This is a genomic window from Pontibacter mucosus, from assembly GCF_003054055.1.
Classification (GTDB): Bacteria; Bacteroidota; Bacteroidia; order Cytophagales; family Hymenobacteraceae; genus Pontibacter; species Pontibacter mucosus.
Genome location: NZ_QBKI01000004.1, coordinates 121,536 through 146,175 on the forward strand (window position 1 = coordinate 121,536; position 24,640 = coordinate 146,175).

General features: G+C 52.0%; 26 protein-coding genes. 11 read left to right on the forward strand and 15 right to left on the reverse strand.

Features of this window, described 5'->3' with window-relative positions; genetic code table 11:
- Positions 1-61 precede the first annotated feature (61 nt).
- The 10 genes from C8N40_RS09155 to xerD form a co-directional block, all read right to left on the reverse strand.
- The gene (locus tag C8N40_RS09155; RefSeq protein ID WP_108211484.1) at positions 62-529 is read right to left on the reverse strand and encodes a YehS family protein; all 468 of its coding nucleotides are present in this window, start codon (positions 527-529) and stop codon (positions 62-64) included.
- A gap of 41 nt (positions 530-570) precedes the next feature.
- Entirely contained in the window at positions 571-981 is a 411-nt protein-coding gene (locus C8N40_RS09160) for a VOC family protein (RefSeq protein WP_108211485.1), read from the reverse strand.
- Between the two features lie 35 nt (positions 982-1,016).
- Complete coding sequence (locus C8N40_RS09165) at positions 1,017-1,358, reverse strand: zinc ribbon domain-containing protein YjdM (protein ID WP_108211486.1); 342 nt, start codon at positions 1,356-1,358, stop codon at positions 1,017-1,019.
- Positions 1,359-1,444: 86 nt separating this feature from the next.
- On the reverse strand, positions 1,445-1,705 hold the full coding sequence (locus tag C8N40_RS09170; protein ID WP_108211487.1) for a hypothetical protein: 261 nt from the start codon (positions 1,703-1,705) through the stop codon (positions 1,445-1,447).
- A 157-nt stretch (positions 1,706-1,862) separates the two neighbouring features.
- A complete protein-coding gene (gene pyrF / locus C8N40_RS09175; RefSeq protein ID WP_108211488.1) occupies positions 1,863-2,684 on the reverse strand; it encodes an orotidine-5'-phosphate decarboxylase in 822 nt (273 codons plus the stop codon).
- A gap of 489 nt (positions 2,685-3,173) precedes the next feature.
- Positions 3,174-3,818 carry an outer membrane lipoprotein periplasmic chaperone LolA1 gene (lolA1, locus tag C8N40_RS09180; RefSeq protein ID WP_108211489.1) on the reverse strand — a complete coding sequence of 215 codons (645 nt, stop codon included), beginning with the start codon at positions 3,816-3,818 and terminating at the stop codon, positions 3,174-3,176.
- A gap of 29 nt (positions 3,819-3,847) precedes the next feature.
- The gene (locus C8N40_RS09185) at positions 3,848-6,451 is read right to left on the reverse strand and encodes an FtsK/SpoIIIE family DNA translocase (protein ID WP_108211490.1); all 2,604 of its coding nucleotides are present in this window, start codon (positions 6,449-6,451) and stop codon (positions 3,848-3,850) included.
- A 75-nt stretch (positions 6,452-6,526) separates the two neighbouring features.
- Entirely contained in the window at positions 6,527-7,558 is a 1,032-nt protein-coding gene (locus C8N40_RS09190) for a quinone-dependent dihydroorotate dehydrogenase (protein WP_108211491.1), read from the reverse strand.
- A 165-nt stretch (positions 7,559-7,723) separates the two neighbouring features.
- Positions 7,724-8,443 carry a VIT1/CCC1 transporter family protein gene (locus C8N40_RS09195; protein WP_108211492.1) on the reverse strand — a complete coding sequence of 240 codons (720 nt, stop codon included), beginning with the start codon at positions 8,441-8,443 and terminating at the stop codon, positions 7,724-7,726.
- A 35-nt stretch (positions 8,444-8,478) separates the two neighbouring features.
- A complete protein-coding gene (gene xerD, locus C8N40_RS09200; protein ID WP_092104786.1) occupies positions 8,479-9,378 on the reverse strand; it encodes a site-specific tyrosine recombinase XerD in 900 nt (299 codons plus the stop codon).
- Between the two features lie 231 nt (positions 9,379-9,609).
- Here xerD and aroQ point away from each other — a divergent pair, with 231 nt between their 5' ends.
- The 5 genes from aroQ to C8N40_RS09225 all read left to right on the forward strand — a co-directional run bounded on the left by aroQ (position 9,610) and on the right by C8N40_RS09225 (position 13,319).
- Positions 9,610-10,056, forward strand: a complete 447-nt coding sequence (aroQ, locus tag C8N40_RS09205; protein WP_108211493.1) for a type II 3-dehydroquinate dehydratase — start codon at positions 9,610-9,612, stop codon at positions 10,054-10,056.
- An 81-nt stretch (positions 10,057-10,137) separates the two neighbouring features.
- Entirely contained in the window at positions 10,138-11,199 is a 1,062-nt protein-coding gene (locus C8N40_RS09210; RefSeq protein WP_108211494.1) for an aminotransferase class V-fold PLP-dependent enzyme, read from the forward strand.
- Positions 11,200-11,318: 119 nt separating this feature from the next.
- A complete protein-coding gene (locus tag C8N40_RS09215) occupies positions 11,319-11,879 on the forward strand; it encodes a MarC family protein (RefSeq protein WP_108211495.1) in 561 nt (186 codons plus the stop codon).
- Between the two features lie 83 nt (positions 11,880-11,962).
- Positions 11,963-12,427: a ribonuclease HI gene (gene rnhA, locus C8N40_RS09220; RefSeq protein ID WP_108211496.1), complete on the forward strand. Its 465-nt coding sequence runs from the start codon at positions 11,963-11,965 to the stop codon at positions 12,425-12,427.
- A gap of 175 nt (positions 12,428-12,602) precedes the next feature.
- Complete coding sequence (locus tag C8N40_RS09225; protein ID WP_108211497.1) at positions 12,603-13,319, forward strand: tRNA1(Val) (adenine(37)-N6)-methyltransferase; 717 nt, start codon at positions 12,603-12,605, stop codon at positions 13,317-13,319.
- Positions 13,320-13,332: 13 nt separating this feature from the next.
- Here the strand turns inward: C8N40_RS09225 and C8N40_RS09230 are convergent, their stop codons facing one another.
- Entirely contained in the window at positions 13,333-13,719 is a 387-nt protein-coding gene (locus C8N40_RS09230) for a nuclear transport factor 2 family protein (protein ID WP_108211498.1), read from the reverse strand.
- 64 nt (positions 13,720-13,783) lie between these two features.
- A complete protein-coding gene (locus tag C8N40_RS09235) occupies positions 13,784-15,136 on the reverse strand; it encodes a saccharopine dehydrogenase family protein (protein ID WP_108211499.1) in 1,353 nt (450 codons plus the stop codon).
- Positions 15,137-15,262: 126 nt separating this feature from the next.
- Here C8N40_RS09235 and cdd point away from each other — a divergent pair, with 126 nt between their 5' ends.
- The 5 genes from cdd to C8N40_RS09265 all read left to right on the forward strand — a co-directional run bounded on the left by cdd (position 15,263) and on the right by C8N40_RS09265 (position 20,194).
- A complete protein-coding gene (gene cdd / locus C8N40_RS09240; protein ID WP_108211500.1) occupies positions 15,263-15,745 on the forward strand; it encodes a cytidine deaminase in 483 nt (160 codons plus the stop codon).
- Between the two features lie 229 nt (positions 15,746-15,974).
- Positions 15,975-16,625, forward strand: a complete 651-nt coding sequence (locus C8N40_RS09245; protein WP_245905058.1) for an alpha/beta hydrolase — start codon at positions 15,975-15,977, stop codon at positions 16,623-16,625.
- A 148-nt stretch (positions 16,626-16,773) separates the two neighbouring features.
- Positions 16,774-17,586: a hypothetical protein gene (locus C8N40_RS09250; RefSeq protein ID WP_108211501.1), complete on the forward strand. Its 813-nt coding sequence runs from the start codon at positions 16,774-16,776 to the stop codon at positions 17,584-17,586.
- 57 nt (positions 17,587-17,643) lie between these two features.
- Positions 17,644-18,408 carry a DUF4241 domain-containing protein gene (locus C8N40_RS09255; protein WP_108211502.1) on the forward strand — a complete coding sequence of 255 codons (765 nt, stop codon included), beginning with the start codon at positions 17,644-17,646 and terminating at the stop codon, positions 18,406-18,408.
- A 748-nt stretch (positions 18,409-19,156) separates the two neighbouring features.
- Positions 19,157-20,194, forward strand: a complete 1,038-nt coding sequence (locus C8N40_RS09265) for a TQO small subunit DoxD (RefSeq protein ID WP_108211504.1) — start codon at positions 19,157-19,159, stop codon at positions 20,192-20,194.
- Between the two features lie 66 nt (positions 20,195-20,260).
- Here C8N40_RS09265 and C8N40_RS09270 read toward each other — a convergent pair whose 3' ends face one another.
- Complete coding sequence (locus tag C8N40_RS09270; protein ID WP_108211505.1) at positions 20,261-20,656, reverse strand: VOC family protein; 396 nt, start codon at positions 20,654-20,656, stop codon at positions 20,261-20,263.
- Between the two features lie 118 nt (positions 20,657-20,774).
- Here C8N40_RS09270 and C8N40_RS09275 point away from each other — a divergent pair, with 118 nt between their 5' ends.
- The gene (locus tag C8N40_RS09275) at positions 20,775-21,617 is read left to right on the forward strand and encodes a hypothetical protein (RefSeq protein WP_108211506.1); all 843 of its coding nucleotides are present in this window, start codon (positions 20,775-20,777) and stop codon (positions 21,615-21,617) included.
- Positions 21,618-21,688: 71 nt separating this feature from the next.
- Here C8N40_RS09275 and lgt read toward each other — a convergent pair whose 3' ends face one another.
- Both lgt and nadE read right to left on the reverse strand, forming a co-directional pair.
- Complete coding sequence (lgt, locus tag C8N40_RS09280; protein ID WP_092105027.1) at positions 21,689-22,528, reverse strand: prolipoprotein diacylglyceryl transferase; 840 nt, start codon at positions 22,526-22,528, stop codon at positions 21,689-21,691.
- 206 nt (positions 22,529-22,734) lie between these two features.
- Positions 22,735-24,621 carry an NAD(+) synthase gene (nadE, locus tag C8N40_RS09285; protein ID WP_108211507.1) on the reverse strand — a complete coding sequence of 629 codons (1,887 nt, stop codon included), beginning with the start codon at positions 24,619-24,621 and terminating at the stop codon, positions 22,735-22,737.
- Positions 24,622-24,640 lie beyond the last annotated feature (19 nt).

Below are 24,640 nucleotides of genomic sequence, written 5' to 3' on the forward strand. Positions count from 1 at the left end.
TGCTCTCCCTTTATACTTCGCTCTTTCGGAAACAGGCGTTTATACTTTGCTATAGTTATACTTAGTCTTCGTTGCCTCTATACTTGATCTGCATGCCGTGGAGGAAGTTTCGCAGAATCTGGTCCTTCAGCGGGCGGTAGTGTTGGTGGTCAGGTTTGCGGAAGAAGGCGCTCAGCTCGTGCTTGCTCAACCGGAAGTTGGCCAGCAGCAGCATCTCCAAGATGTCCTCGTCTTTGAGGTTAAGGGCGATTTTGAGTTTGCGCAGCGTGACGTTGTTGTTCAGGCGCTTTTCCGGCGCTGGCTGGGGTCCTTCTTTTTTTCCGCGCTTCTCATTGATAAAGCCGTTGAGGAAAGCCGCCAGGTATTCATCGTTCAGCCCTTTGTACTCCGGGTCCTCCTCTTTCTTCAGCCAGTCGCTTACCTCGGCGCGCGTTACCTGCTTGCCGCCCGAGCCGAACAGTGCTATCATTTTATCGTCACCGTAATCAAAAGTATAGCGGATGCGGCGAAGTATGTCGTTGTTGGTCATGCTATGTTTTTTGTCGTTCAGGCATTGCCTGTCAATTTAATTTATACTTCCAGGTTTAGCTGCCACGACATGCCATACTTGTCGCTCAGCCAGCCGAACTTTTTGCTGAAGCCGTAGTCCCCGAGAGGCATCAGGGCGTTACCACCCTCCAGCAGCTTCTGGTAAAGCGTGGCAATTTCTTCCTCGCGCTCGCAGTTTACGAAAACAGACACAGCCGGGGTAAAGCTGAACTGGTGCCCCACGCCGCCATCCATGGCCCTGTACTCCTGCCCGTCGAGGGTAAAGATGGCCTGCTTTACGGTGCCTTCCTCGCCTCCGGGCTCACCCGCCTTAAAGTAGTCTATATGCTTTACGCCTGAGTTCCGGAAGAGCGAAGTATACAGGCTGATGGCTTCTTCTGCTTTCCCATTTTGCTCGCCGACAAACAGCAGGTAGGTGGTTGTTTTTTGCATGGAAGTATAGGGGCTTTTAAAAAATCATGGGCTTACTAGGCCTTTCTCACAAACTCAGACTTAAGTCCCATCGAGCCAAAGCCGTCAATTTTGCAGTCGATGTTATGGTCTCCGTCCGTCAAGCGGATGTTTTTTACTTTTGTGCCAGCTTTTACAGGTTTGGGAGCACCTTTTACCGGCAAATCTTTGATGACCACAACCGTATCGCCATCCTGCAGGACGTTTCCGTTCGCATCCACTACCTTCAAGCCTGCCTCTTCTTCCACTTCATTCGGGTTCCACTCATTGCCACACTCCGGGCAAGCATAAATTTCCTCACCCATTGCATAGCCATAAGGCGAATTACATTTCGGGCACTGCTTCATTTCTTCTGACATGGTACTGTTTGATATTAATGTTTTGGGTTCTGTTTTATCACCGCTTAATGGCCTCATATAGATAGTGAGTGAAGCTTCAACTGAACTTAGTGTCTGTGCTTTGTTGGTGAAATATGTTCTTTTATTTTATATTTTCTCCTACTCAATTCTGCAATAGCATTTTCTTCTAATTCAGCCTTACTTAGCTTATTCCTTTCTTTTTTATGCTTATAAATAGCAAATCCTATAATAATAGCCAAGATGATTATTGAAGGTACAATTATCCAATAAGGTAGATTGGTATGATAAGGTATTCCAAATTTCTCTTTCCCAGGATTAAGTGTCTGTAAGAGTATTTGCTTTTTCATTATCAATGCATCAAGAAATCCTCTTATTATTTTTTTTGTTACTATTTACCACCGATTATACTAGTACATAAGGAGTTATTCCGTTTACACTACCAAATCCAGCGTCTAAACAAACTCAAATTAATAAACCTCCTACACTTCCCGCAGGAACCAACCCCTACAACAACTCCTCCAGCAGCTTCTCCATCTCGCGCTGCACAGCAAAGGCAGCTTCGCGAGCGCGCTCTGCAAAGTCGTAGCCCGAGGAGGCGTAAATGATGGCGCGCGACGAGTTTACCAGCAAGCCGCACTGGCGGTTCATGCCGAGGCGGGAGATCTCTTCCAGGCTGCCGCCCTGCGCACCCACACCCGGCACCAGCAGGAAGTTGTCCGGTGCTACCTGGCGCACGCGCTGCACGTAGTCGGACTGCGTGGCACCTACCACGAACATCAGCTGGTCGGCAGTAGCCCACTCCTGGCTGGTTCTCAGCACTTGTTCAAACAAATATTCTTCGTTGCCATCCTCCAGGCGCAGCATCTGGAAATCCTGGCTGCCGGCGTTAGAAGTCAGCGCCAGCAGAATTACCCACTTGCCTGCCTGCGTCAGGAACGGCTTTACCGAGTCGGCACCCATGTAGGGGGCAACCGTCACTGAGTCGAAGTCCATGTTCTCGAAGAAGGCGCGGGCATAAAGCTCGGAGGTATTGCCAATATCGCCACGCTTGGCATCGGCTATCGTGAAAATCTCCTTCGGGATAACCTGCAGCGTTTTTTGCAGACTGACCCAACCCTGCGGCCCCTGCGCCTCATAAAAAGCGATGTTGGGTTTGTACGCCACGCAAAGGTCGGCAGTGGCCTCTATGATCTGGCGGTTAAACTCGAAAACCGGGTCTTCCAGGTCCAGCAGGTGCTGCGGCAGTTTCAACGGGTCGGTGTCGAGGCCGATGCACAGGTATGATTTCTTGTTGAGGATCTGCTCGAAAAGCTGCTCTCTTGTCATGGCTTGCAGGGAAATGGTTTATGCAAAAGTATGAATTTGCCCCAGAGCCCGAAACTTTCCACCTCATTTCCTGCCTGCACTCCCTTATTTATACTTTAAACTTAAGTTGCGACGAACCCACCTCGCTGAGAAGGCAGGGCTGTTAAGTTCTACAGAAGACTGTCCCCTTGAGGGGACTATAGGGGTGTAAAGCTAGAGGCAAAGGCCTTCCCTAAAAGTAAACACCCCTCTATGAACTGTGTTCGCAAACTACGCACTCCCGTGCTCGTTTGTCCTCAAGGGGAGACTCTAGCTCTTACTATCTTCAGCTTTACTGCCAAGAACTTGTGCTTTAAGTAAGAACTTAACAGCCCTGCCCGCTCGGAGGGATAGGGCTGGGTTTATACCTGCACAAAAAATAGCAAATCGCACTTGAGTATAAGCAAACTATAAAACAAAACAGGCTGCCCCAAACGGAGCAGCCTGTCTCATTATCATAAAGGGTTAGGTTTATCTTAAATCTACCACGCTCACGCCTTTATACTTGGCCTTGTTAAAGGTGAAGGCATCGGGAGCAAGCGTCGGGTTTGCCTGGAAATTGCTGATGGTGTAAGTATAGCGGTTGCCGTTGTTGCGGAACATCTGCCAGCTTCTCAGGGTCTTGTCTTTCTGGTTAATGTACAGGCGCACCTTGTAGATCGGGTTCTTACGGTCTTCAGGGGCCAACTCAATCACGTCATACTTCACGCCGCTAATCGTCTCCGTGCCGGCATGCGCATACTTATAGCCTTTTTTATACATGTCGAAGATCTTGCTTGGTGCCATCGCCTCTGCTTCTTCGTCTGTCTCGGTAATCGTCACCTCGTTGGCATCCTTCAGGAAAGTATACATGGTTTTGCCATCGCTGATGACCTCCTGGCCACTTACTCCCAGTCTATACTTGTCGCCGCTCACGGTAACGCTGCCGTTCATGGTTTCCTTTACATTGGCCGAAGGGTTCTCCATTGTCTGGGAAAAATCAGCTTTAAAGGCTTTCATTGAGCGGTACTTCTGGCTCATGGCGTTCAGCACCTTGGCCGCCTCCGGGTCTTGCTGTGCATGGGCCACAGACGCAATCATCAACACTGCCAGCAGAAGAGAGAGTAACTTTTTCATATCAGGTTTACGTGTACTTGTTTCTTGGTTTACCCAAGCGTATTCAATAACTGTTCCAAACTGTACTCATCCTGAATCAAAACTTCGCGGGCCTTGCTTCCCTCAAACGGTCCTACCACTCCGGCTGATTCCAGTTGGTCTATCAGGCGGCCGGCGCGGTTGTAGCCCAGCTTCAGGCGGCGCTGCAGCAGCGAGGTGCTTCCCTGCTGGTGCTGCACAATCACGCGGGCGGCCTCTTCAAACAACGGGTCGCGGTTGCTCGGGTCAAAGTCTGCTTTCTCGTTACCACCGTCATCGCCTACGAACTCCGGCAGCAGGTAAGCATCGCTGTAGCCCTGCTGCTCGCCGATAAAGTCGCAGATGCGGTCCACTTCCGGCGTATCCACAAAGGCGCACTGGATACGGATCATGTCCGAGCCAATCGAGAAAAGCATATCACCCTGTCCAATCAGCTGGTCGGCGCCGCCGGCATCGAGAATGGTGCGGGAGTCAATCTTAGAGGTTACCTTAAAGGAAATACGCGCCGGGAAGTTGGCCTTGATGATACCCGTGATCACGTTTACCGACGGACGCTGCGTAGCCACGACCAGGTGTATACCAATGGCACGGGCCAGCTGGGCCAGACGGGCAATCGGCGTTTCCACCTCTTTACCGGCTGTCATCATCAGGTCGGCCAACTCGTCTATCACCAGCACGATGTAGGGCATAAAGCGGTGGCCCTTCTGCGGATTCAGCTTGCGCTCCACAAACTTGCGGTTATACTCTTTCAGGTTACGGCAGCCCGCATCCTTCAGCAAATCGTAGCGCATGTCCATCTCCATACACAGCGAGTTAAGCGTGTTCACCACCTTTTTGGTGTCGGTGATGATGGCCTCGTCGGTGTCGGGCAGCTTGGCCAGGAAGTGGCGCTCAATCTTGTTAAACAGCGAAAGCTCCACCTTTTTCGGGTCCACGAGCACAAACTTGAGCTGCGAAGGGTGGCGCTTGTAGAGGAGCGAGGTCAGAATCGTGTTCAGACCAACAGACTTACCCTGGCCCGTGGCACCCGCCATAAGCAAGTGCGGCATCTTGGCTAGGTCAGTGATAAACACCTCGTTGGTGATGGTCTTACCGAAGGCAATCGGCAGATCCATCTCGCTCTTCATAAACTTCTCCGTGGAAAGTATGGAACGGATGGAAACCATCTCCTTCTTCGTGTTCGGCACCTCGATACCGATAGTACCTTTGCCCGGAATCGGCGCAATGATACGTATACCCAGGGCTGCCAGGCTCAGGGCAATGTCATCCTCCAGGTTCTTGATTTTGGAGATACGCACCCCGGCGTCCGGCACAATCTCATAAAGCGTAACGGTAGGACCAATCGTGGCCTTAATGCTGGCGATGCCAATGTTATAGTTGGCCAGCGTGTCTACAATCTTGTCCTTGTTGGCTTCCAGTTCCTCTTTTGTCACTGACACTTTGTTGGCGCCATAGTCGTTCAGCAGCTCGATGCTAGGGTATTGGTAGCGGGCCAGATCCAGCGTCGGGTCGTAGTTCTCCATCTCCCCAATGGCAGGCGCCTCCTCGGGTACTTCTTCTATCTCCAGGGCCATTTCCGACTCTTCTTCCTCGGGCATCACCTCATCCAGGTAGGCATCCTCCGGCAGGTCAATGTCCAGCTCCAGGGCAGGAGATTCTGTTTTGGCAGGCGGCGCTTGCTTCTTCTGGTCCTGCAACGACTGCAGTTCCATCTCCAGCGCCCGGTTTATCTCCTCGTCCTCCTCATCAAACGGCGGTTCCTCTTCCTCATAGTCCAGTGAGGCCGTTGGATCGGTGTTATGGTTGATGCTGTTCGTCTTCTTACCCAGCACATCGCCCAGGTTCTCGGCGTAGTTTTTATCGGCTCTGCCCGCGCCCGCCGCTGCGGCGGCAGGTTTGGAGCTACTCCAGTTTATACTTGTGATGTTAAAGAAGCTCACCACGAACACCAGCAGCAGGAAGCCCAGCAGCAGCCAGGAGCCCCAGCCAATCAGGCTATTGATCCAGATAGCCGCCTCCACACCGATGGCACCGCCCAGAAAGCCCAGCCCGCCGATCGTTTTGGTGGAGAAAACGATATAGCCCATCGTCAGGCTCAGCCACAGCATGCTAAAGCTGCACAGCCCCAGCACATAGCTCAGCGATACCTGCAGGCGTTTGAATACGATTTTGGCCCCTGTAAAGAAAAGTACCGGGATCAGGAAGAAAGCCCCGATTCCCACCAGATCGTTTATAAAGAAGTGCGAGATCCAGGCACCCAGCAGGCCCAGCCAGTTCTCCGCCTCCTGCCCCGACTCTTTCAGACCGGTGCCGCTCACGGTTTCCACCACGCTCTGGTCGGCGTTGCCGGTGAAGAGGTAGGATACAAAGGCAATGGTCAGGAAAAAGGAAAGGAGCAGGAACGTAAAGCCCACCGTCAGCTTAAAGCGGCGGTCGTGCAGAAAGCCTATTCTTAGATTTATCCGGGGAGTCGGAATCCGGAAAGACCATTTCTTCTTTTCTTTCTTCGGTTTCTGTCCCTTCGGCATATTTGCCCCACGTGGCTCATTCTTACCACGCACCTCGTTCTTCCGCCCTGCTTGCAGCGTGTCGTCTCTGTAAGTGTTCTTGGCCATACCCTCAGCTAAGTTAGAATCTCAAATTTACACTTTTTCGTGGCATTGCCTCAGCCTTTCAACCTGAAAGTGTCTCTACCGGGAGAGTATTTTTTTATTGATCTGGCTTATCAGGGAAGGCCCCTCGTAAATAAAGCCGGTATAGAGCTGTACCAGGTCCGCGCCCGCATTCAGCTTGTCAATCGCGTCCTGCGCTGTCATAATGCCCCCCACTCCAATCAGGCGGATCTCCGGCGGTAGGTAAGTGCGCAGGTGCTGTATGATCTGGGTTGATTGTATTGTCAACGGCTTGCCGCTCAGGCCACCCATGCCAATCTCCTGCACCCGTGCCTCCGGTGTTTGCAGTCCGGCGCGGCTCACGGTGGTGTTGGTGCCGATGATGCCGCTCAGTTTCGCCACTTGGGCAATTTCGATGATGTCGTTGAGCTGGTCGAGGTTCAGATCCGGGGCGATTTTGAGCAGCAGCGGCTTGGGCGTGCCCATCCTCTGGTTCTCCTCCTGCAGCGACACCAGCAGCTTCTGCAGCGGCTCCTTGTCCTGCAGCGCGCGCAAGTCCGGCGTGTTGGGCGAGCTGACATTCACCACAAAGTAATCCACCACGTGGAACAGCGCCCGGAAACAGTATAAATAGTCGCTCAGCGCCTCCTCGTTTGGCGTTACCTTGTTTTTGCCGATGTTACCGCCTACGATGATGTTGCTCTTGCGCTTCTCCAGCCGGCGAACGGCTGCATCCACGCCCTCGTTGTTAAAGCCCATGCGGTTGATGATGGCCTGGTCCTGCGGCAAGCGGAACAGACGCGGCTTATCATTTCCCGCCTGTGGCTTGGGTGTCAGGGTGCCAATTTCCACAAAGCCAAAGCCCAGTTCTGCCAATTCATCTACCAATTTGGCATCTTTATCAAAGCCTGCGGCCAGTCCTACAGGGTTCGGAAACTTCAGTCCGAACAGCTCCCGCTCCAACCTCGGGTCCGTTACCTTAAACATACTTTCGGTGATGCCCTTGGCAAAAGGCAGCTTTAGCGAAGCGCGCAGGGCATCGGTCGTCAGGTAATGTACTTTCTCGGGGTCGAGTTGAAACAGCAAAGGGCGAAGCAGGCTTTTGTACACGGCGTAGAAGGTTAGGTTATACTTGCCTGCAAAGATAGGATTAGCTTTTGATGATTGCTGCGGGTAGTGGATTTTTTAAGCACGTCTCCGCAGGCGCTTATACTTATACTTATACTTGCCTTGTAGCCAGCTTAAGCCAGTATAACCAAAGGCCGATGCGCATGCTTACCTGAAAAGGTTCTCCAGAAAATCGCCGGCGAAGTAGGCAAGTATAGCTGCAATCCCTCCCAGAAACAGCGTCTCAGCCACGCCCTGCAGCACGTTTTTGTTGTTTACCGTGCTCTTCAGCACCCCGATAATACTGAGCGCCACTCCCGTCAGGATGCAGGCATAGAGAAAGAGGTTGTCTTTGCTGGTGTCGAAGATCAGCGCGAACACGTAGGCGGCCAGGGGTATAAAGCCAATCAACAGGAAGGAGAAGAAGGTCATGCCAGCGGTCTGGTACGGGGATTTCTGATCTTTCGACAGCTCCAGCTCCTCCTTCATCATCGTATCCACCCATACTTCCTTATTCGAGGTAATCACAGCTACCACTTGCTCCAGCAGCTCTCCTTCGAAGCCTTTTTTGCGGTAGATTTCGCGAATTTCCTCTACCTCTGTTTCACGCAGGTTGTCGATCTCCCAATGCTCTGTCGCCTTGTGCTTTTCATAAGCATCAACACTAGCTTTGGACGAGAAGAAGTTCCCCACCGACATAGAGAAGCCATCCGCAATCAGGTTGGCGAAACCAAGTACAATCACCACCGGAATATCGAAGCTGGCGCCTGTGGCACCGGCCACCACGGCAAAGGTAGTGATGGCCCCGTCGATGCCCCCATACACAAACTCTGGCAGGAAATCCCTGCTCAATAAACCAGTTTTTCCTGCTGCATGTGGCTCTTCCATAGCTTTTACATTTCAGCTATACTTATACTTGATTTTTAGCTTCTTGGGTGGAAGTCGCGGATCACCTGTTTGAGGTAATCGCGGTCGAGGTGGGTATAAATCTCGGTAGTAGTAATGGACTCGTGGCCCAGCATCTCCTGCACGGCACGCAAATCAGCGCCACCCTCTATCAGGTGCGTGGCAAAGGAGTGGCGGAAGGTATGGGGGCTCACTGTCTTCTGGATGCCTGCCTTGGCCGCCAAATCCTTGATGATGGTGAACACCATCACCCGCGTCATTTTAGCGCCGCGCCGGTTGAGGAACAGGATATCCTCGTGTCCTTTTTTGATGTTGAGGTGGCAGCGCACCCCTTCGCGGTAGAGTTGAATGTGCTTCAGGGCATCCCGGCCAATGGGCACCAGTCGCTCTTTGTCGCCTTTACCGGCAATTTTCAGGAAACCGGCATCGGCATATAGGTTACTGATGCGCAGGTCCAGCAACTCAGATACACGCAGTCCGGAGCTGTAGAGCGTTTCCAGCATGGCGCGGTTGCGGGTGCCCTCCGGCGTGGAGAGGTCGATGGCTGAGAGCAGCTGCTCAATCTCGTGGAAGTCCAGCGTATCGGGCAGTTTGCGGCTCAGCTTAGGCGGCTCGATAGTGTCCGTGGGGTCGGTCTGCATCATGTCCTCCATAATCAGGAACTTGTAAAAGGCGCGAATGCCGGACAGGGTGCGGGCCTGTGAGTGCGCCGTCATGCCCAGTTCGTTTATCCACTCCAGGAAATCCCGAAGTATGGCCGGCTTCACGTCCTGTGGGGAAACTTGCAGTCCCTTGAGCTCCAGAAACTCCACCAGCTTGCGCACATCCCGCCCATAGGCTTCCACGGAGTGGCGCGAGAGCGACTTCTCCAGTTTCAGGTATTCCTCAAATTGCTTTAAACAGATGCGCCAGTTCACGGTTGGAAGTTAGAGAGTTAGAGAGTTAGAGAGTTAGAGAGTTAGAGAGTTAGAGAGTTTGGGAGTTAGAGAGTTTTGAATGAGCGGATGAGTGAATTTTGATTCTGCCCACCTTAAAATTCTGTAAACCCTGACCCAACAATTTAACCATCCAACAATTAAACAATTTTCACTGTGCAAAGATAGTTAATCCTTACCTTTGTAGCCTTGGAAATCTGCATTCGCTGAACTATGAAAGTACTTATTCTAAACGGCCCCAACCTGAACCTGCTGGGTGTGCGCGAGAAGTCCGTGTACGGCAACCGCTCCTTCGAAGACTACTTTGAGGAGCTGAAGGAGGCCTTTCCCGTGCTGGAGCTATCCTACTTCCAGTCTAACACGGAAGGCGTGCTCATCGACAAGCTGCACGAGGTTGGCTTCAGTTACAAAGGCATCGTCTTCAACGCCGGGGCTTATACCCATACTTCGGTGGCTATTTCGGACGCCATCCGCGCCATCGACGCGCCTGTGGTGGAAGTGCACATTTCCAATGTATTCGCCCGAGAGGCCTTCCGGCATAAAAGCATGATTGCCCCTTACTGCAAAGGCAGTATCAGCGGGTTTGGGCTGGACAGTTACCGCCTGGCCCTGCAATATTTCGAGCGCCTGAAGCCGAAACAGATAGGTTTTAATGTATAACTTTTGCAACCTGGACCGTTATCAGATCGTTTAAGAAACTCCGTTAATATAGTTAGATAGCTATATAAAAATTCCTGCATTATGCTCAACTTCTATCCCGGCCCTTCCAAAGTATACCCTGAAGTACGCTCCTACTTGCTGGATGCGTACGACGAGGGCTTTATGAATACACCGCACCGGGGTGAGCAGTTTGTGCAGATGTCGCGCACGGTGGTAAACTCCATCAAGCGTAAAATCAACATCCCGCAGGATTACTACATCTTCTTTGCCTCCTCGGCCACCGAGTGCTGGGAGATCCTGATCCAAAGCCTGACCAGGCACAAAAGCTACCACATCTACAACGGCTCCTTTGGGGAGAAATGGTATGAGTATGCCAAAAAGCTGCGCCCCAACGCCGAGGGCTTTCAGTTTGACCTGAACGAGCCCATGCCGGTGTCGGACCTGCAGGTGAGCGCCGATACCGAGCTGATTTGCTTTACGCAGAACGAGACCTCCAACGGCACACAGGTCAGCCCTACTACCATCCTGAACCTGCACAACCGCTACCGCGACACCCTGATTGCCGTGGATGCGACTTCATCTATGGCGGGCCTCAACCTGAAGCTGATTAAAGCCGATATCTGGTTTGCCTCGGTGCAGAAGTGCTTCGGCCTGCCCCCGGGGCTGGCCGTAATTGCCTGCTCGCCGCGCTCTATTTTCCGGGCCAAGAAGCTGGCCGAGCGCAGCCACTACAACAGCCTGGTGCCGATGTACGAGAAGATGCTCAATTACCAGACCACTCATACGCCCAACGAGCTGAACATTTACCTGCTCAAGCGCATGCTGGAGGACCGCCCTTTTATCAAAGGCATTGAGCAGCACCTGACCGACCGGGCCCAGGATCTGTATACGTTCTTTGAGCAGTTCGCTGACTTTAAGCTGCTGGTTGAGAATGAGGAAGTGCGATCTAAGACGGTGATAGCTGTGCAGGCCAACGAGAAACTGGTGGAGGACGCCAAGAAGCGTGCGCTGCACCATAACATCCGGCTGGGCAACGGCTACGGCCCCTGGGCACGCAACACGTTCCGCATCGCCAACTTCCCGGCCATACAAGACGAGGAGTACGAAGAACTAAAGCGCTTTTTCCTGCATTACTACGCCTAAGCCGAGTTAAAGAGTTTGGGAATTAGAGAGTTTAGGAGTTTTTTTGTACTCAAAAACTGTAACCTCTCAAACTATAAATAACTCTCTAACTCCTAAACTCATTAATTCTCTAACTGTCTATGTTTAGCATCAAAGAGATAGCTTCTGTTACACTTACGCTGTTTGCGGTAATTGATATCCTTGGCTCTATCCCGATCATCATCAACCTGCGCAAGCGCGAAGGGCGCATCGAGTCAGAAAAGGCCACCATTATCTCAGGTATACTGATGATCGCCTTCCTGTTTCTGGGGCAGTCCATCCTAAAACTCTTTGGCATCGATTTCCAGTCTTTTGCCATGGCCGGTGCGATCATTATCTTCCTGATCGGCCTGGAAATGATTTTGGGCAAAGATTTCTTCCATACCGACCCGGAGAGCAAAAGCGGCTCTATTGTACCGCTGGCTTTCCCGCTTATTGTGGGTGCCGGCACCATGACCACGCTGCTCTCGCTGCGGGCCGCCTACTCGCTGCCCAACGTGCTGGTAGGTATCGTGATTAACCTGATATTTGTATACATCGTGCTCAAATCGAGCAGCTGGATTGAGGCTAAACTGGGCAAAACCGGCGCCGATGTGCTGCGCAGGGTGTTTGGTGTCATCCTGCTGGCCATCGCCATTAAACTGTTTAAGACTAATCTGTAATTTTGAATGAGTGGATGAGCGAATGAGTGAATTGAATAAAAAATCACTCATTCGCTCATCCACTCATTCACTCATTTAAGTACATGATCGAATTATATACTGACGGAGCCTCGCGGGGAAATCCGGGACCGGGCGGCTACGGCACCATTCTGCGCTGGAGGCAGCACGAGAAAGAACTGACAGAAGGCTTCCGCAAAACCACCAACAACCGCATGGAGCTGCTGGCCGTGATCAAGGGGCTGGAAGCGATTACCAAGCCGGGGATGCCGGTTACCGTTTACTCCGACTCGAAGTATGTGGTGGATGCCGTGGAGAAGGGCTGGGTGTTTGGCTGGCAGAAAAAAGGCTTTAAAGGCAAGGCCAACGCTGACCTGTGGGCCCGCTTCCTGCGCGTGTACCCGAAGCACCAGGTAAAATTCGTGTGGATACGCGGCCACGCCGGCCACCCCGAAAACGAGCGTTGCGACCAACTGGCCGTCGCCAGCGCCCTCTCCTCCAACCTGCTCGTAGACCAGGGCTTTGAGTCAGGTGCTTATTTGCCGAGTTAATTCAATGAGCGAATGAGTGATTGAATGAATGAGTGAATGTAGTTCTCAGTATCAGTTATAAAGTAGCTTTGGTTGAGAGTAAGACTGCGGATTCCAAATAAAATCTTCCTAAAGTATAAACATCAAATTATTCACTCATTCACTCAATCACTCATTCAAAACTCCCCCACTCCTCATGCCCAACACCTACTTCCAATTCAAGCAGTTCCGGGTGGAGCAGGACAGGTGCGCCATGAAGGTATGCACCGACTCCTGTGTGTTTGGGGCCTATGTGGAGGTTGGTGAGGCGCAGCGGATACTGGACATTGGCACGGGCACGGGATTGCTCGCGTTGATGGTGGCGCAGCGCAGCGGGGCCAGTATAGATGCCGTAGAGATAAACCCGGAAGCGCAGCAGCAGGCGCAGGAAAACTTTGCCGCCAGCCCTTGGGCCGACCAGCTGCACCTTCACCCCATGCCGCTTCAGGTCTACGCCCAGAAACAGCTCCCCAAGTATGATGTTATACTTTCCAACCCGCCTTTCTTCCTGAGCTCGCTTAAATCCGCGGATGCAGCCAAGAACATGGCTAAACATACCGGCGAGCTGCTATTCGAGGATATTTTATACTTCGCCCAGCAGCACCTCACGGAGCAGGGGAAGTTATACTTGCTGCTGCCGCCTGCCGAGGCTTTATACTTTGCCGGGCTGGCCAAAGCATCAAATTTATACTTGGCGGAGGTGCTGCAGGTGTATACTTACCACGGCGGCAAGTGCATCCGCCACATTCAGACGTATACTTATACTCCCGTAACAGCGCCTGTGGCAAAAGATTTCTTCATCCGGGAGGCCGACAAAACCACCTATACTTCGGAGTTCAGGCAGCTGCTGCAGCCGTACTATCTATACCTTTGAAAGTATAGCCGGCTTAGCTAATATCCTGCAGCCGGATAATTTTATCGCCGGAGAAATGGAAGATGGATTTCCCTTCCATACTTACCTTGTCGCCTGCCTGCATGCCGTTGGGTAGCTCAAAGGCCACGGTACCTTCGTAATCAATCTCCACCTCGGCAACGCCATCCTTGAAAGTTATACTTTTGATCCGTTGCTCCCGCTCCTGAAAAAACTCTGTGGCCTGCTCGGCCTGCGTCCGGAAGCCCGAAATGCCTTGAATTTTAAGGTTAGTCATCCCGTCGGAGATGTTCTCAAACACCACATCAGGGTGCAGGTCCTTCACCATACCTGCCACGTCGAAAGAGTTATAAGCCTGGATATAAGCTTCTATGATTTGCCGCTGGCGCGTTTCGTCTGTCATACTGCAAAGTATAAATTTTAAGGCACTACTTAAATTTTGAGTCGGCTAAGTATAAATTTAAGGTTTACCCTACCCGCTCGACTACCTTCTCCGTCTCCACAAACCGGATACCGTACTCCTCCAGCTCGTCCAGCACCGGCTCATATAGCTCCGGGTGAATCGGGATGACAACGCCGCGGTGCGTGATTTTGTCCTGCAGGAGCAGCCTGGCCAGCATGCCTACCGGCAAGCCCACGGTTTTGGCCATAGCCGTCTGTACTTCGTCTTCGCCCAGCACCACTAAGGTAGAGCATACTTCGCGCTGCTCCCCGTGCAGTTCATAGGCAAACAGGTGCTGCATCACAATCATGTCTTTGTCGCCGGGCGTCAACGTCCATTTGGCTTTCAGGATCTTCTCCAGCACCTGCGCTGGTGTAGCCGCTTCCAACTCCACGGGAGTTTCGTCAAACAGCCCCAGCCACTCCAGCTTCTGCATTACCTCCCCTTCCTGCGGAATCCCCAAGTATACACTTACCCGCTCGGCCATACTTTGAGCGGATGAGGTCGCGGCCGGCAGAAAGGCCTCTACAAAACTGCGGTGCGTCATGCGCTCCGAGCCCTCTAACGTATAGCTGTCGTCGGTGAGGCCCAGTTGCACGAAGGCATCCCAGGCCTCGCAGTAACCCGGACGGCGCAAAGTGCCGCGCAGCATGGTGGGGATGGTGAGCAGGCCGTAGGGCTCGCGGTAGCTCAGGGAGTCGCGGTTGGCGTAGCCCTCGAAGGGGCCGTAGCCATCCACGTAAAGCGTTTCGGTGCGCTGAAAGAGCTGGTGGTAGGGGATATACTTGTACTGGCCCTCCCGGATGTACTTGGCCGTGCCCTGGCCTGCCAATACCACGTTGCGTGGGTTCCAGGTAAACTTATAGTTCCAGGGGTTGTTATCTGATTCAGGGGCCACCAGTCCGCCCGTGTAGGATTTAAAGGAAGTGAGTGTTCCGCCGGCCGCCTGTATACTTTTTATCACGCGCATGGCCGACATGTGGTCGATGCCCGGGTCCAGGCCTGACTCCATCAGGAACGTCAGGTTTTTCTGCTGAGCCTCCGCGTGCAGCGCCAGAAACTCCGGCGACACGTAGCTGGCCGTAATCAGGTGCTTCTCTTGCTTGAGGCATTCTTTGGCTACTTCGATATGGAAAATGGCCGGCAAGAGCGAGATCACCAGATCTGCCTGGCCTACTTCTTTCGCCCGTTGCGCCGAATCGTGCACATTAAAAGTGATGACCTCCGCAAAGGAGAGGCGCTCTACAAGCGGCTGCAGGTGCGTAATACTGATGTCGCCGATGGTGATGTGCCAGCTTTCGGCGGTGGCGTGGTCGAACAGGTAGCGGATAAGCGAGGAGGCCGAACGACCGGCACCAAGCAGGAGAATCTTTTTCATAGGATTATCGGGTTCCGGCATAAGTTATAAATTAGCTGGTGCAAGGCAAAGATTAAGTATGGTTTTATCAGAATTATGCGCTAGATTTATACCCCTTTTCTCATTTTCAGACCTATTTATACTCAGATGGCAAGTAAACTGGAAGTACAAATCAGCGTGGATGTGCTGGAGCCGCAGGAACTGACACCGCAGGAACAGCAAGCCATGCAACTGGCGCAGGAGGCGGCCAATGATGCCTATGCCCCCTACTCTAACTTCCTGGTGGGCGCGGCGCTGCTGCTCGAGGATGGCTCCTTCTTTAAAGGCAGTAACCAGGAAAACGCCGCCTATCCTTCCGGGCTTTGCGCCGAACGCACGGCCCTTTTTGCCCTGAGCGCGCACCATCCCAAATCGAAAATAAAGCTATTAGCTGTGACGGCCCGCCGGCGCCAGGAAGAGCACTTTCTGCCCGCCATGCCATGCGGCGCCTGCCGGCAGGTAATGGCCGAGTATGAGTTCCGGCAGCGCGAGCCCATTCCGGTACTCCTGCAAGGGCCGGATGGCCAGTTCTACCGCTTCCAGTCTGTGGGCGACCTGCTGCCGTTCCAGTTTACGCCGGACAACCTGTAGGGAGTTAAAGAGTTTGGGAGTTAGAGAGTTAAAAAGTTAGAAGGTTAGAAAGTTGAGAAGTTAGAAAGTATGGGTTTGGCGCGGGTTTGTAACTTTTGGCTTCGTGGGGAGTTGGGTTGGTAATTAAACTGGTTATACTGCCGCCTATACTTTGCACCAGGTATACTTATACTTCATAAACATTCCGGGTAAAGGTGGCAGAAGTATAAATCCTGAAAGCACTTTTTTGATGATGAACGAACACAGCCTTACTGTACCCCGCACGGCCCGCTACTATACGTTGGGCACGCCTTCTGAAAGTATAACCGACCTCTGGATTGTGTGCCACGGCTACGGCCAGTTGGCGCGTTTCTTTCTGCGGCATTTCAGTGTGCTGGATAACGGGCGGACGCTGGTGGTGGCCCCGGAGGCGCTGTCAAGGTTTTACCTGGAGCGGTTCTCGGGCCGCGTGGGCGCCACCTGGATGACAAAAGAAGACCGCCTTTCTGAGATTGATGACCAGGCGAGTTACCTCAACCTGCTGCTAGAGGAGCAACTGCGCCAGTTGCCGCAAAACGTTCGCCTTACGGTGCTGGGCTTCTCGCAGGGCGGGGCTACCGTAAGCCGCTGGCTGGCTACGCAGCAGGTACCGGTGCACCGGCTTATACTTTGGGCTGCCTCCTTCCCCGAAGACATCGACTTTGCCACCGGAAAAGCTGCCTTTGCTAATTTGCCTGTGGCCATGGTCTACGGCACTCAGGACGAGTTCATCACACCCGAAGTCCTCCAACGCAAGCATCAACTGATGCATGAGTTAGGCATCAACCCACAAATTTATACTTTCGAAGGCGGCCATACCTTGCACCCTGAAACGCTGGCGCTGGTGGACAGGGAGTTGTAGGTGAATTGCGGTTTTACTATATTACTCTTCTTATATTATCGCAAGATAGAGTTCTCCCCAAAGCTTCTATGCAGAACTCCGCACATAGTGCAGATAAACGGAATAGAGTAACGTTTATACTTTAGTTGGCAGTTATAAAAAGACAAATATGAAACATGTACTCTTCATTTTTATAGGAGTCTTTCTTCTATCAAGCCTTAAGCAAAAGAACAGGTACGCTATTGAAGTGGAAATCTTAGGCTGTGAAACCAGCAGAAAGTATAGTGACTGGGTCTACCTTATGAAAGGAGAAAAAAAAGTAGATTCAGTCAATACCTATACATACAGAGACTTTGTTCTTTTCCAGTCATGGGTTCGGAAAGATAAGTTCAGGTTCAAAGGTTTAAGCCCAGGCGAATACCAAATTAAGTATACCCCGAGATACAATTTTGATTCTGTAGCTACGGTACAGGTTATCGGCAGCGACATCAAACACAGAATCTGTTTTGATGAAATCCCTACAAATGCATATAAACAACTTACCCTGATTGATAAGCTTTCCTCTGGTGATACCCTGTATGTAAACGGATACATTGCTGCTGGCGGAGAGTTCGGAGGATATGATGAAGGACTGTGGATTTGGAAGGCAGAAAACCAACTTAAAGGACAATTCTACGCTCTCGCCAATTCTTACGGTATAGGATGGGAAACGAATCGGCAGGAGTTTTATAGGCAAAATATGAGTAAGGCTAAAGCTATTTCTCAGGTGTTTGTGCTAACTGAGAACCAAATTCAAGATATAAAGCGGTTTTTAGTCGAGACAAGGAATTACAGGAAAAGAAATGCTATTAGTAATGCTCCTGAGTTCATAGCAGTTTATAGCAATAGCGGAGGTTATCAGATTATTGAGCACGACTTTAAGTGGCGCCCTTTTTTGAGCTTAAAAGAGAAAATTACAACTGCCAACAAAGTGTATGAATAACAGCATCCTTTGGAATGCTCCATTTCATACACCAGCACGTTGCCATTAATTGTAATCATGAAAGAAGTACTATTAGGAATGATTATGCTGTCATTTTTGGGTTGCAACTCGACCAATCCAGAAACAGGCACTTTAGACGCTCAAAAAGAAATCTTATCACATGCTGACTACAACATAATCTTCGACAATGATACAGTTGAAGGAACAGCTATTGAGATACTTAATGCAGGTAATTTGGAAGTTACATCAGGGCAGATTGTTGTATGCGACCCGCTTGTTATGCCCAATAGCAAGCCACTGGCCAGAAGTGTAAAAACTGGTAGCTATCCTGTTAAACTCTATGTTGCTAAGACTGAAGACGCTGGCGATAGATTCGCCATTGCCAAACTTGAGTTCAACAGCAATAAAGCAGTGAAATGGGTACTTGCCTTAAAGGCAGGTGAAGATGTTACTGAATTGAAACAAGGAGACTTCTTCGGATTTCCTGTTGACGCTGGCTTAGGGGCTTTCTTCGACTATGAATCAGGAATCGCTTACAACAAACTTTATGAAGGCATTATGCGTGCCAACCCTGATGGCAACATTTATGATGACTTGCTTGCAGCAGAGTTTAAGAAAAGTGCTAAAAACCCTAATGACCCAAACGACTATGGTGACTGGGTAAATTTCAAAGTCCCAAAGAGCAATTCAAATATTATCATGTTTCAATCAGGCTATGGCGATGGGACGTACCCAGCCTATTGGGGAATAGATGAAAATGGAGAAGTTACATCCTTAGTTATTGACTTCTTTGTCTTGCTTGCATCAGAAAATGAAGAATAACTTATGGCAACAAGGTATAAAAGTCATACTTCAGCTACGCTTTGTCCGCCTTTTATACAAGACGTTGGATTGTACCCCTAATTGCCGCCCTTGTTAGTATTTTCACTAACAAGCAGCGCTTCGATAATCTTAAAATAGCTTACTTCCATCCCCCCGTTTGTTCCTTCAACTCAAGAGCCCTATGTTTGTACTCAAAGTATAAACTGCCCGGAACAATTGCCAATTCAGCGGGTTATTCCAAAATGCTACACGAAGTAAGAGTAAAAACAGCACATATCCTCCACAGCTTCCTCCCTTTGGCGCTGCTGGTGGGCTTGTTGCTGTTCTCTTCTTGTAAACTGCGTGTACCGCTCCAGGAGTACTTCCAAACCCCTGTCTCAGCTTCCCTTAACCTTGCCAAGGCGACCGTAGGCACACAGACCCCCTGTTATGTTGTTTCGGAGACCACGCCAGCCAAGAGCATTCAAAAGAAGTACCACCTTCTTCCCCTGCTCGCGGTCCTCCGGCAGGAAATAACTTTGCCAGTCGCGGGTACGGCTTGCCGAAGTATAAGCCAATACTTCTCCAGAGGAAGCCTCTCGGAGCCTATCCCCCTCTACATACTTTATAGAAAGATGAAGCTCTCGTGCTAGGGTTTCCCGGTCCTGCATTGGGTCCCACACCTTAGCCCCTGGTACTACCATGTACCAGGCCACTTCAACTATTTCGCTGGCACACTGCCAAGCGCCATCTTTCTATTGCTCAACGTATGAAACATCAACACATCGAAAATACGCAGTACCAGCCGCACCACATGGCTGGCTTGTTTACCCTAGCCCTACGCCTGGTAGTTGGCTGGACCTATTTCTCGGCCTTCTGGCGGAGGCTTATACTTGAAAATAAACTGGACCCCGAAGCGGCGGGATACATCGGCGAAAAATTTAACCACTTTCTGCCAAATGCCCTGGGCATCGGCCCGTTGATAGAGTACCTGGTCACGCACCCCGAAGCCCTTTGGTGGGCAATGACGGCTTTTACGATTATAGAGGCTATCGTCGGGCTGTTTATGATGCTGGGCCTGTTTACCCGGCTGATGAGCATTGGCGTGTTCGGTCTGGCGATGGGCATCTTGCTCGGCTCGGGTTGGCTGGGCACCACCTGCCTGGATGAGTGGCAGATTGGCGTACTGGGCATTGCGGCTGGCTTCACCATCTTTTTGTCCGGCAGCGGCAGGCACTCCCTGGATTACTGGCTCAGCACTCGAGCTACCAAAGTTACCAAGCAGAAGTGGTTTGCCTGGATAGGATCCGGCGCCCTGCCCGTTCACCCCAGGCCCTTGCACAAGTTCGTTTTTGGCGGCGCCCTGTTTATCCTGTTCATCACCCTGTTTACAAACCAGTACTTCCATGGTGGGGTATGGGGCACGCTGCACAATAAGTCGGTGAAGCCAAAAATTGAGATTGCGGATGCGACCATTCAAACGGGAAAACTCTCTTTTGAAGTATACCGGGTAGAGGGGGCGGATGTGTATGGCTCCTTCCTGATCGGCATTACCCTGCGCAACAGCAACGGGGAAGTTATACTGGACAGAAACGGCACCGACCTTTCCAACTTCCCGGTCAGCAACATCCACAACCGGTATGTTACAAAGGTGAAGCCCGGTGCACATAGCCTAGTAATTCCTCTGGGCGCCAGGGCCACGCTGGCTGTTCAGGATGAGGCGCTGCAGGGTTTACCGGCAGGAAACTACCACCTGCTGCTAACCGATATCAACGGACTAACCTGGTCAGCCACCATCCGCATCTAGCGTAGTGCTCCTGTTACAGGCACGCTTCGTAGCTGCAGCAGTTGCGAAGCGTGCCTTGCCGGGGCTCTACCCCCGCTCCCACATGCCTTCCATGATGATCTCCAGCAGGTGCTCGTCCGGATCGCGGAAGTAGAAGGAGAGAAAGCCGCCGCCCCAGTTATACTCCTGCTCGATAGGGATGCCCAGGTTCTGCACTTTCTGTTTCCAGGGCCTGTACTGCTCCTTCTCCACCTCAAAGGCCAGGTGCAACTGCCCTGCCCCAAAATGCGGCGGCAGTGTGCCGGGTTTCTCCGATACCTCCGCAATAAAGCAGAGCAGCACAGAGCTGCCCACTCTGAAGAACACATGGCGCCCCTCCAATTCTCCAATCACCTCAAACCCGAGCCTTCGGTGGTAGAAGTCCTTACTTTTCGTAATGTCTTTTACATAGAGGCAGGTTTCCTTAATCTTCTTTATGTTCATATCTACAGTGGGTCTGGTGAACGTATAAGCCAGGATTTTATACAGGAATTTATACTTTCTAGCTTAACGTGCATACGTGCTTCTCGTTTATACTAGCACCGCACTATCTATTTACTACATGAAGCTAATGATAAAAATCTCTATTATTTTTCTGGCTATCATCGGGGTGGCCATTTACTTTTCCCGCGATTTCCTTTTTGAAGAGGCGCCTGCAAGCCCTGCCGGACTGGAGCGCCTGGCGCCGCTCTCGGGGCAGGTACAGGAAAGCTCCGGGATAGCCGTGCTGGGCCAGGGCGAGTACCTGACGCACAATGATGCGGGCAACAGACCCGAACTTTATAAAATAGACGCAAAAGGCAAGGTACAGCAAACGATCAAACTGAAGGTGCCGAACGTGGATTGGGAGGATCTGGCGCAGGACCCGGAAGGAACTATTTACATAGCCGATACGGGCAACAACGACAACAAACGCCGCGAGCTGGCCGTGTACAAACTAAACCCAGATGCGCCGGAGCAGGTGCAGGCCATTCGTTTTACCTACGAGGACCAGAAGGAGTTCCCGCCCAAGAAAAAGGATCGCAACTTCGATTCTGAGGCTCTTTTCTGGAGCGACGGCAACCTCTACATCATCTCCAAGGATCGCGGCCAGGGGCAGACCGCCAAAGTATACCAGGTACCCGACCAGCCCGGCACTTATAAGGCTAAGCTAATCGGAAGCCATAAAATAAAGGCACAAATAACCGGGGCCACCATCAGCAGAAATGGTGAAATCGTAGCCTTGCTCAGCGAGGAGGCCCTGCACTTGTTTCGGGACTTCGACAGCCCCGACAAGTTTTATGAAGGCAAGTATGAGAAGCGGGCGTTGAAAGGCGCTGGACAGACCGAAGCCGTGGCGTTTGAAACTGACGATGTGCTCATCATCACCAGCGAGGGCGGAAACCTGTACCGTTATGCGTTGTAAACACTCCACAAAAAAACCTCCCCTTCTGCCAATCAGCCAAAGGGGAGGTTCCGGGATAGTTTTATACTTGCTTATACTTTGCTGCTTTCCTTCAGGCGGCCGCCCGGCAATGCTGGCTTCGGATTTTGCCATACTCTGAAAAGTATAACCAGGCCGGCAATAATCAGCGGGATACTCAGCTGCTGCCCGATGTTCAGGGCCATGGTTGCCTCTTTGGCTACCTGGTCCTCTTTGAGGAACTCCACCAGGAAACGGAAAGTGAACAGCGCCGTCACGAAAATACCGAACAGCAGTCCCTTCGGCAACGCCTCCTTATACTTCTTCCAGAGCCAGTAAAGCAGCACAAACAGCAGGAACACGCTCAGCGACTCATACAGCTGGGTGGGGTGGCGCGGCACATGCGAGTACTCATTCTGACGCACGAAAATAAAGCCCCAGGGCAGGTTGGTCGGGTGGCCGAAAATCTCGGAGTTCATCAGGTTGCCCAGTCGGATGAGGGCGCCGCCCAGGGCCACCACAATCACGATGCGGTCCAGCACCCACATGTAGTCGAATTTATACTTGCGGCTGAACATCCACAGCGCCAGCAAGATACCGATGGTCGCCCCATGGCTCGCCAGTCCGCCCTCCCATATTTTCAGTATCTCGATGGGGTTGCTCAGGTAGTACTCCGGCGAGTAAAACAACGTATGGCCCAAACGTGCGCCCACGACGGTGCCCACAATCATGTAAATCGTGATGATGTCCACGTCGCCTTCGGTGCGGCCTTCAGCTACATATATTTTAGAGAGGATGCGTTGCCCGATGATGAAGCCCAGTGCGAAAAGCAGGCCATACCAGCGAATACTGAGCGGCCCGATGTGGAATATCTCGGGGTCAACGTTCCAGGTGATGTAGTTTAGTAAGTTCATAAGGGTGGTGTTATCTCACAAAGTTAAGATAAATCAGCCACTGAAAAAACGGAAGCGGTATTGCCGGTAAAGCTGATGCGGCAACAAGTTGGTGGCAGCCAGGATAGAAAACCATGCAAACGGTCCTCTCGGTTAGATTTTACCATAAAAACGAACAGCGGCGCCCCCTATCCGGGGAGCGCCGCTGTAGCCTTAATTTATCCTTTCTACTGCTGCTGTAGCTTCTCCAGTTCAGCCTTAAAGCCCCCGCTCAGGATTGGGAAGCGCAGCCAGCTGCGTGGGTCCACGTTGTAATCATCCAGGTGGAAGGCCGGGGCATAGCGCTCGCGTTTCCATTGGTTGCGGCTCCACATGGTATAAAACTTCGTGATCCATGCTTTCAATTGCTCCGGTGTCCCTTTCTGCTGCTCCAGTAGGATGGCGTATACTTCCTCCGGGGCGTAGCGATCGTAGAAGGCCAGCCGTTCTATCTGGTTCAGCACCTCATACGGCATTAAGTCTTTCTCGTCGGTCTGCGTCTGCTCCTGCGGGCGAAGCTCCGCGCTTGGCTGCAGGTTGTTCACGTACTGCAAACCTATGTAGCCCAGCTCCTGCTGCGCCCAAATAAGAAACTGCCGGATAAAGGCCTTATCGATGCCCGCGATGGGGGAAATGCTGCCGGCCGTGTCGCCATCCATGGTGGCGTAGCCCACGGAGGCCTCGCTGCGGTTGGAGGTGGCCAGCAGGAGCGCATACTTGATGTTGGCCAGCATCCAGATAGCAGGGGCACGCACCCGGGCCTGAATGTTCTGCAGCGTCACGTCATCCTGCTGCCAGGTTAGCTGGCGACCAAGGGCATGCTCCACTTTAGAAGTATAGCCCTGCACCTCCTCGTCAATTGTCCAATTATAGAAGGTAGCCCCGATAGAATCTGCCAGTTCTTTGGCTGAAGTATAGGTATCGTCGGAGGAGTTGACCGTGCCCTGGTAGGCGCAGGTCAAGAGTTTACCAACAATCGCTTTCCGTGCCGCCTCCTTGGGAAGTTGCGCCAGTTCTGCCATTTCTTCCTCTGTAAAGAACAGGGCCTTCTCCAGGAAAGCCTGCAAGCCTATACTTTCCACGCCGCGGCGCACCATTTCAGCCACAGCCACTGCGCATAGCGAGGAGTCGGCACCACCGCTCAGCGAGAGCACAAAGCCACGGCTGCGGCTCTTGCGCATGTAGTCGAACAGGGCCAGGCTGAGGGCAGCAATCAGTTCCTTGTTCTCGTCAATGGGGGGCAGGTACTCGATTACTTCCGCTATTTCCGGGTTGGCCGAAAAACACACTTCCGCATACTCCAGGTCCACGTCTTTAAAGCAGAGCAAATCGTTTCTTCGGATTAGTTTCCCGTTCTGGGCAATCAGCACCTCCCCGTCGTAAATCATCTTGCCCGCTTCGTTGCCCAATAGGTTGGCGTACATGTAGGCGCACTGGTATTTCTTAGAGGCATCCACCACCAGCCGGTAGCGCACATCGGTTTTGCTCAGGGCAAAGTGGCTGGCGCTGGGGTTAAGTATAAGTTGCACGCCCTTGGCCATATGGCGCTCAGCCGGCCGGTTCGGTCGCCAGGCATCCTCGCAAATCTCAAACGCATACTTTACGCCCTGCTCCTCATATACAATATCGCCGATCTGATACTTCTGGCCCCGCATCTCAAACTCCTGTACCTCGTTGGCCGGCCACGGCGCAAACCAGCGCGGCTCGTAATGCACGCCGTCGCTTGCCAGGAACTGCTTGGCCGTAAAGCCGATGATCTCTTTGTTCTTAATCACGCAGGCCGTGTTATACACCTGCTTGTTCAGAAAGACAGGCAGGCCAACAGCCACCGTGATGCCGTCGCACCACTCCTTTACCTCCAGCAGTTTCCCGAAGGCCTCCTCTGATACCCAGGGGCTCAGGAACAGGTCTTCGCAGCCGTAGCCGGTGATGCAGAGTTCAGGGAGTAACAGGATGTGGGCGTTTTGCCGCTTTGCCTCCTGAATGGCAGTCTGGATATGTTGCAGGTTGCCGGCCCAGTCCATAGGGGTTTGGTTAAGGGCAGCGGCGGCCAGGGTCAGTTTCGTTTCTTTCATAGGTGTTTTTAACGCATGT